The sequence below is a fragment of the Anabaena sp. 4-3 genome (assembly GCF_001597745.1).
GTDB lineage: Bacteria > Cyanobacteriota > Cyanobacteriia > Cyanobacteriales > Nostocaceae > Trichormus.
This window is the reverse complement of record NZ_LUHJ01000005.1, coordinates 1-464: the sequence shown is the minus strand read 5'-3', so window position 1 is coordinate 464 and position 464 is coordinate 1. Positions and strand designations below refer to the sequence as shown.

At 38.6% G+C, this 464-nt stretch carries 1 protein-coding gene; it reads left to right on the top strand.

From position 1 onward, the window contains the following. A partial coding sequence (locus A3775_RS00220; protein WP_304439280.1) for a GAF domain-containing hybrid sensor histidine kinase/response regulator occupies positions 1 to 464 on the top strand: 464 nt, incomplete at both ends.

Below are 464 nucleotides of genomic sequence, written 5' to 3'. Positions count from 1 at the left end.
TCAGACAAATTAGTAGGTTTACTCTGTTTTGATTCACCCACCCCCAAAACTTGGCAAGGGCATGAAATTGCCGTGCTTTCCGAAGTGGCCAAATATTTAGCCATTGCCCTCAAAGATGCACAAGCACAACAAGAATTAACCAGGAATAACTTAGCTTTAGAACTAGCTAAACAAGAAGCCGAAACTGCTAACAAAGCTAAAAGTGAGTTTCTAGCTAATATGAGCCACGAAATTCGTACACCCATGAATGCAATTTTGGGCTTTGCTGACTTGCTGCAATCAATTGTGACTGAACCACAAGCACAATCATATTTAAACACACTAACTGCCAGTGGTAAAAGTCTGTTGGGATTGATTAATGACATTCTGGATTTATCCAAAATTGAAGCCGGTAAATTAGAACTTTGTTATGAACCTGTAAACCTGCGAGTTCTGATTCAAGAAATTCAACAGATTTTTACTCA